This is a genomic window from Ralstonia pickettii, assembly GCF_001699815.1.
GTDB classification, from domain to species: Bacteria; Pseudomonadota; Gammaproteobacteria; order Burkholderiales; family Burkholderiaceae; genus Ralstonia; species Ralstonia thomasii.
Map to the genome: position 1 here is coordinate 1 of NZ_MCGB01000045.1, position 6,202 is coordinate 6,202.

The 6,202-nt window shown below is 54.7% G+C and carries 6 protein-coding genes; 5 read left to right on the top strand and 1 reads right to left on the bottom strand.

Features of this window, described 5'->3' with window-relative positions; genetic code table 11:
* Both BEK68_RS07140 and BEK68_RS07150 read left to right on the top strand, forming a co-directional pair.
* Positions 1 to 899 (top strand): alpha/beta fold hydrolase (locus BEK68_RS07140; RefSeq protein WP_249262910.1); only part of this gene is annotated, 899 nt, incomplete at its 5' end.
* Positions 900 to 1,329: 430 nt separating this feature from the next.
* Positions 1,330 to 1,659, top strand: a complete 330-nt coding sequence (locus BEK68_RS07150) for a hypothetical protein (protein WP_012436766.1) — start codon at positions 1,330 to 1,332, stop codon at positions 1,657 to 1,659.
* 55 nt (positions 1,660 to 1,714) lie between these two features.
* Here BEK68_RS07150 and BEK68_RS07155 read toward each other — a convergent pair whose 3' ends face one another.
* The gene (locus tag BEK68_RS07155; protein WP_012436767.1) at positions 1,715 to 2,083 is read right to left on the bottom strand and encodes a hypothetical protein; all 369 of its coding nucleotides are present in this window, start codon (positions 2,081 to 2,083) and stop codon (positions 1,715 to 1,717) included.
* Between the two features lie 667 nt (positions 2,084 to 2,750).
* Between BEK68_RS07155 and BEK68_RS07160 the strand changes: the two genes are divergently transcribed.
* The 3 genes from BEK68_RS07160 (at position 2,751) to BEK68_RS07165 (ending at position 6,021) form a co-directional block, all read left to right on the top strand.
* Complete coding sequence (locus tag BEK68_RS07160; RefSeq protein WP_012436768.1) at positions 2,751 to 3,224, top strand: hypothetical protein; 474 nt, start codon at positions 2,751 to 2,753, stop codon at positions 3,222 to 3,224.
* A gap of 131 nt (positions 3,225 to 3,355) precedes the next feature.
* Positions 3,356 to 4,585, top strand: a complete 1,230-nt coding sequence (locus BEK68_RS25420) for a PIN domain-containing protein (protein ID WP_012436769.1) — start codon at positions 3,356 to 3,358, stop codon at positions 4,583 to 4,585.
* A gap of 335 nt (positions 4,586 to 4,920) precedes the next feature.
* Positions 4,921 to 6,021 (top strand): GTP pyrophosphokinase, encoded by a 1,101-nt coding sequence (locus tag BEK68_RS07165; RefSeq protein ID WP_012436770.1) that lies wholly within the window; start codon positions 4,921 to 4,923, stop codon positions 6,019 to 6,021.
* The last annotated feature ends 181 nt before the right edge of the window (positions 6,022 to 6,202 follow it).

Consider the following 6,202-nt stretch of genomic DNA (forward strand, 5'->3'; position numbering starts at 1 on the left):
TGTTTGCAGCCGTCGCGCTCATGCTCGCCATGACGCCCCTTGTGCAAGCGCAGGTGAAGCCCTATCCGCCGGGCTTTCGGCACCAGAACATCCAGACCGACGGGGCAACGCTGTTTGTGCGCGTGGGCGGCAGCGGCCCGGCCGTGGTGTTGTTGCACGGCTTTGGCGATACGGGCGACATGTGGGCGCCGCTCGCCGCCGAGCTGGCGCGCACGCATACCGTGGTGGTGCCGGATCTGCGCGGCATGGGTTTGTCGTCCCACCCCGAGGGCGGCTATGACAAGCGCACCCAGGCCGGTGACATCCGCGCCGTGCTCACCAAGCTGAACATCGACCAGGCCGACGTGGTCGGCCACGACATCGGCACCATGGTGGCGTTTGCCTATGCAGCGCGCTATCCGGACAAGACCACGCGGCTGGTCGTGATGGATGCCCCCGTGCCGGGCGTGCCGCCGTGGGAGCAGATCGTCCGCTCGCCCAAGCTCTGGCACTTCTCGTTCGGCGGCCCCGATGCCGAGCGGCTCGTCAAAGGCCGCGAGCGCATCTACCTCGACCGCTTCTGGAATGAGTTTGCCGGCGACCCTTCCAAGATCGACGAAGCCACGCGCGGCCACTACGCCCGCCTCTACGCCAAGCCGGGCGCCATGCATTCGGCGTTTGCGCAATTCCTGTCGATCCCGCAAGACGCGGAGGACAACCAGAAATCCATCGCCACCAAGCTGCCCATGCCGGTGCTCGCCATCGGCGGCGCAAAGTCCTTCGGCGAGAACGAGGCCGTCGTCATGCGCAATGCCGCCACCAACGTGCAGGAGCTGGTGATTCCGGATGCGGGGCATTGGTTGATGGAGGAGCAGACGCGGGCTACGGTGGGCGCTATCGTTAAATTTTTGGCGCACTAGCTCAAGAATGACCAAAGCTGTATGGACTCTCCTTGCGGCAGCAGCCCTCTTCTGGGGCATATGCGCCGTGTATCCGACAAGTCCGATCCACGTTGGATGGATCGGAACCTTGTTCGCGTCAACGGCCGGTTTGATTGCGACGATATCGAGCTATCTGACGGAAGAGAGGGTAGACGCTCGCGGTGGGACCATATTCAGGGCCGAATCACCGATCCACTTTTTCATCGCCTACGCTGTCGTCGGCTTGTTGTTTGTGGGCCTCATATGCATGAGCATCATGGGCAGCGTCGGACGGATCGCAGCATAGGAGCGCACACGTCTGCCGAATGGGGCTATATCGCCCACCTGTCCATGGCGCCGCTTGTTCGCAGGACCGGATACGGAGCGAATCAATCTGTCTTTCAACGCATCTCAACGAAAGGAGTCTCCAATGCAGCCAGTCGTTCGAGTCTCGATTCTGCGGTGTCCGCCGGACAAGTTTGCCGAGATGCGGCAGATGATGAACGATCTCGATGCGGTGCTTCGGCCCGGTATCGAGGCCATGCGCGGGTTGGTGGCGTTTTATGTGGGTGAGGACGAGTCGACGTCGTCGCTCTCGAACGTGAGCCTGTGGACTGACCTGGACGCGGCCAAGCAACTGGATACGTTCCGCCCGATGCTGGATTCGGGCAAGCCGTTTATCGACAAGGGCGGCACGTTTGAGCGGCCGATCATGAATTACTTGCCGATGTGGGAGTTGAAGCCGGTGGAGAAGGTTTGAGGTCTTGCAGAGACCATGGCATTCCCGCCCGTCACGGGAATGCGTCAATTCATTTTTATTGGCCGTAGCCCCGCCGCTCTACGGCGGCTAACACGTCCCACGTTTGCGGATCGACATCGCGTCCCCCGAGCGACATCGAAACGTAGGCGTCAATCGCATCCACAAAGCCTTTGATGAACGCCGGCGGGAATGCGTGTGCAGAGAGGTGTTGAAGCTGCTCACGCAGCATGCCCGGCCGGCATTGGCCGTGCGTGCACATGGCGGTGCGAGTCCGCTTGAGGTACGCCTGTGCCGCGATGGCGCCGTTCAGGTAGGTGCGGTTCTTGGTGAGCCTGCCTGTGTCGGAGGACGTGGGCGGTGGACTAGGCGACGGTGCTGGCGGGGATGGGTACGACGCTGGGCGCGTCTCGTCTGTAATAGGCATGGAGCCTCCTTGGGATTGAAGGAGCCCCACCATCTCGGCGCTAAACGAGGGTGGCGGGCCTGACGATGGTGTTAGCGACCCGGTCCCAAGGAAACCGGTAGACCCGAAGGTCTCACCATCCGGCCCGCCAAAGTAGGCGCGAACGGAAGCAGCAGTGCGACTGCATGCAGCAATCGTCCGCCTTGGTGTTTCAGGTCGCTAAACCAGGCTGCCGTTGGTGCGGCAGCGGGGGAATTATAGCGATGGGGGTTTGCGTTAGCGTCTGATTTGCAGCCAATGGGGTGCCGAACTGCAACTGTGAGGTTCCCAACCGCAGCCGTCAGGTTCGGAACCTCAAGTGCCGGGTTCAGAACCTCACGCATGGCGTTCTGAACCCCAACAATGGAGTTCAAAACTCACCGATATGAAGTTCTGAACGTCTCGGTTCAGGTTTCGAACCTCACGCATGGGGTTCAGAACGCCAACCGAGAGGTTCAGAACCTCACCCGTGGCGTTCCGAACTCCGGACCATGGCGTTCCAAACCGCATCGATGGAGTTCGGAACCCCGTCGACGCAGGCAATTTGTGAAATGGGGTGGCGGACCATTGCTGTTGGGTCGAGCAACGTCCAATCTGCGGCGGTCATGCCCCCCGGCATGGCGTTGCCAACCCCTAACAAAGGAATGCAATGTCGCAGAACCTGATTTCTCTTCAACTCAGCACAGCAGATTTGGCCGCCTTGGATGGCGCCCTCAAGACGGTCGAAGACAAGCTCACCGGCTTGATCGACCTATCGATCGAGCAGCGCCGGTTCCTGAACAAAATGGGCGACAAGTCCGAAGCGTTCGCCCGCTCAGCGGTAGAGGTCCTGGGTAACAACCCCAACGTGCTGCCTGCCAACTTCAACCTGGCAGAAGTCCGCCGCGACTTGGCGGCGTTCGACCAACTCCGCAGCCGCCTTGTGCGTGTGAATCGCATTCAGGAACGGATGGCCGACTCGCAGCTCGCGCTAGGCAGCGATGTCATGAATGCTGTGCTGGAGGGGTACGCCTTCCTCAAGGTGGCCGGCAAGGGCGAAGGGCTGGATGCGGCGCGTAAGGCGTTGTCTGTGCGGTTTGCTAAGTCGGCGCGGAAGAAGGAGAACGGCACCGTAGCTGAATAAGTCATCACAGTTGCCAAAAAAGCCGCCCAATGGGCGGTTTCTTTGTTCGGGGTGCGGCGGTCTTGGAGGCTACAGGTGCATGCTCAGGTATCCTTATTTCGCTCAGATAAATAGATGAGGAAGGGGGCGGCATGACGCGATCGAGGAAAAAAGCGCTCTACGTCGTATTTGACACTAATGCGATTTTTACGAAATCCGGCGACGACATAGTCAACAGTACAGCGTCTAGTTTGATCGCGGACCATTCTAATCACGGTGATCTACAGATATTTTGGATTCTTCCTTACATTGTGAGGGCTGAACGGGAATATCAAATGCGACAGAGCTACATGCAGCATGTCGAAACAAGCCGGCGGGTTGCGAAATTTCTCTCTGAAACTTGGGATATTTCGCCTGAGCGAGTAAGTTCCGCTATCTCCCAGTCCATTGATCGCCAACTGCTGCGACTGAATATTAAGGTTGTTAAGCCAAATATCGAAAATATTGATTGGGGCAGCGTAATAGACGCCGCAGTTTTTCGCCTCCCACCATTCGAGCATGGACCTAGGGAGAAAGGTTTTCGTGATGCGGTAGTTTGCGAAACATTCCTTCAAATTGCGTCCAGTTTGACTGGACGCGATACGGCACTCCTCATCACAGACGACAGGCTTGCTACTCAAGCAGTGAAGCAAAGACTGACCAATGCACGAGTCCTGACGGATCTCAACGCATTGCGCGAGGAAATAATGCTGCGCGTTTCACACATAGATGCCGAGACGGCGGCTGAGATTGAAAAAAAAGCATCGTTGTTATTTCTTCAAAATGACAATATAAATACTCTTTGGTATAAAAAGGATATTCCGAATCTCATATTCGGGAATCCGGCAATTTCGGATAGGGTAAGACAAGTTCCGGTCGGGGCGACATGGGAGCTTGTCAATCATTACATCACCCCAGCTCGTCTTGTTAGGAAAGAGGCAAATCGAGTCTATTTCCAGACTGACTACGTAGTAAATGGTAAAAGCCGCGTTTGGATTCCAAACGAAATTCCCACTCAACCAGAGTTGAGTAGCTATCAGCAGCAGCCGGCTGGACTTTATGGGCTGGGAACGGCCTTCCCAGCGGACGCGTTGGGTATCTCCCCCGCTGGCCAAGCCATGAGTCGATCCATGCCCCTTGCTGGGCTCTTGGGTTTGGGCACAGGTGCGTACTACGACACTAACTTACCGACGGCCGTCATCGAGATTCGGTGGTCCGCGACATACAACAGGAGGAAGTCACTGACACATGCCGAAGTTGACAGCTGTCATGTCCAGCAAGCGGACGGCGTTTCCACGGAGCTAACACCGAAGACAACGTCTAGCGTCGGCCCCTATCTATAAGAAGCGGGAAGGCGCCTGTGCAGGCAAGAGGAGTTGGTTGACCAGGGCATGGATCAAGGCCGGTGCTCAGCATTGAAGCATCGCTAGCCGACGACGCACGGTTGCTTTCGTCGTCGGATTGAAGGCGAGCGTGATACTCCTAACCTTGAGAGCATAGCGTGTCCGTGCATGCTTAACCGTGCAATCTATTGGACCAATTATTAATGAAGTCTCAGGTACATGCGGGGCGAGAGTATGATGCGGAAAAATTATTCTTAGAGCCATGATTTACATGCTGGTTGTGCAAGTATAGGGTTCGATAATTAGAACGTATTGATCATGCTTGGGGGGGTGCAATGGCTTCACTTGATTTTGATGCAGAAAAGGCAGCTTTTCGTGAGTACTATGATGTTGAGCGTCCGCTGCTCGAAGGGGCAATCGAGTCGTTTCTCACATTGATTCGCTCCTTGCTGGCATCAGCTAACCTTACGGCCTCGAAGATTGAGGGCCGTCTAAAGGAGCGTGAAGAGTGCATAAAAAAATTCAGCCGCAAATATCGAAGTGATCTGGAGGCCAATAATACGCAATACGAAATCAAGGCGCATATAACGGATTTGATTGGGTTGCGTATTGTCTGTTTATACGAAGACGAGATTGAGGCCGTAAAAGATTTGATCCATAAGCATTTTAAAGTGCTGTCTGTAACAGATAAGATTGCCCAAATTGAAGGTACGGAAAACTCCTTCGGATACAAGGGGCTTCATCTTGATCTTAAATTAAACGATGATCGGCTCGGGCTTCCTGAATATCGAGTTTATGGCAGCATACCTTTTGAGCTTCAAATACGTACGGTTGTCCAGGATTCATGGAGTATCTTGGATCACAAGATAAAGTATAAGAAATCAATTCCGGGCCGCCTAAAACGTAGAATTAATACTCTCGCTGCGTTGTTCGAACTCGCTGACCGCGAGTTTCGTGAGGTGCGTGATGCCACGCTTGCCGAAATTAAGAGAGCTGAAGCTGAAACCGAAGACGTCGATCTGGAAGATTCTCCTGCGCAAGAGCCGGTTGTTGAAGATTTGGATATTGGCACATCGGATGTTGAGCCGAAGCAATATGCCCCCCTCAATGCGTTTAGATTTCTAAAGATTGCGAAGCATTTTTTCCCGGGATTTGATTTTGAGGCGCACAAAGTCGATGGATTTGCGGCGGAAATCATTAGATGCAAGCCGGGAATTAGTCGCGGGAAATTTAATTTTTATATGAAGGAAAATATTGCCGAGGTAAAGAAATATCAAGCTTATTTTGAAGCATCTAATCCCGGCGATACTTTGAATGCATATACCTTAATCAGACATTGCTTGTATGCGGGTGATCCAGATATCTTCTCCAGCATGCTTAATAACATTTCTCGAGAGTCATTTGAGAGGTGGAGAGCGGAAAATGCTGGGGACTAGATAAGCTGGGCATCAACTTAAAAAGAGACAGTGCGAAGCAAAGTGCAGCCGCACTAATCTTTTCGAGGGACACAGCCTCTGTCGCAAAGCGGGGAATGACTGCGAACGACTGGTTCGGGAAGCGCGCTCTGTATACGGTTTTCCGAAGAATGCGTTTGCTGAGCGATGTATCGCATTGACT

What these genes read in the sequence shown, in the direction of transcription:
- BEK68_RS07150 (WP_012436766.1), top strand. Translation starts at nt 1,330, where the DNA reads ATGCAGCCAGTCGTTCGAGTCTCGATTCTGCGGTGTCCGCCGGACAAG.
- BEK68_RS07155 (WP_012436767.1), bottom strand. Translation starts at nt 2,083, where the DNA reads ATGCCTATTACAGACGAGACGCGCCCAGCGTCGTACCCATCCCCGCCA.
- BEK68_RS07160 (WP_012436768.1), top strand. Translation starts at nt 2,751, where the DNA reads ATGTCGCAGAACCTGATTTCTCTTCAACTCAGCACAGCAGATTTGGCC.
- BEK68_RS25420 (WP_012436769.1), top strand. Translation starts at nt 3,356, where the DNA reads ATGACGCGATCGAGGAAAAAAGCGCTCTACGTCGTATTTGACACTAAT.
- BEK68_RS07165 (WP_012436770.1), top strand. Translation starts at nt 4,921, where the DNA reads ATGGCTTCACTTGATTTTGATGCAGAAAAGGCAGCTTTTCGTGAGTAC.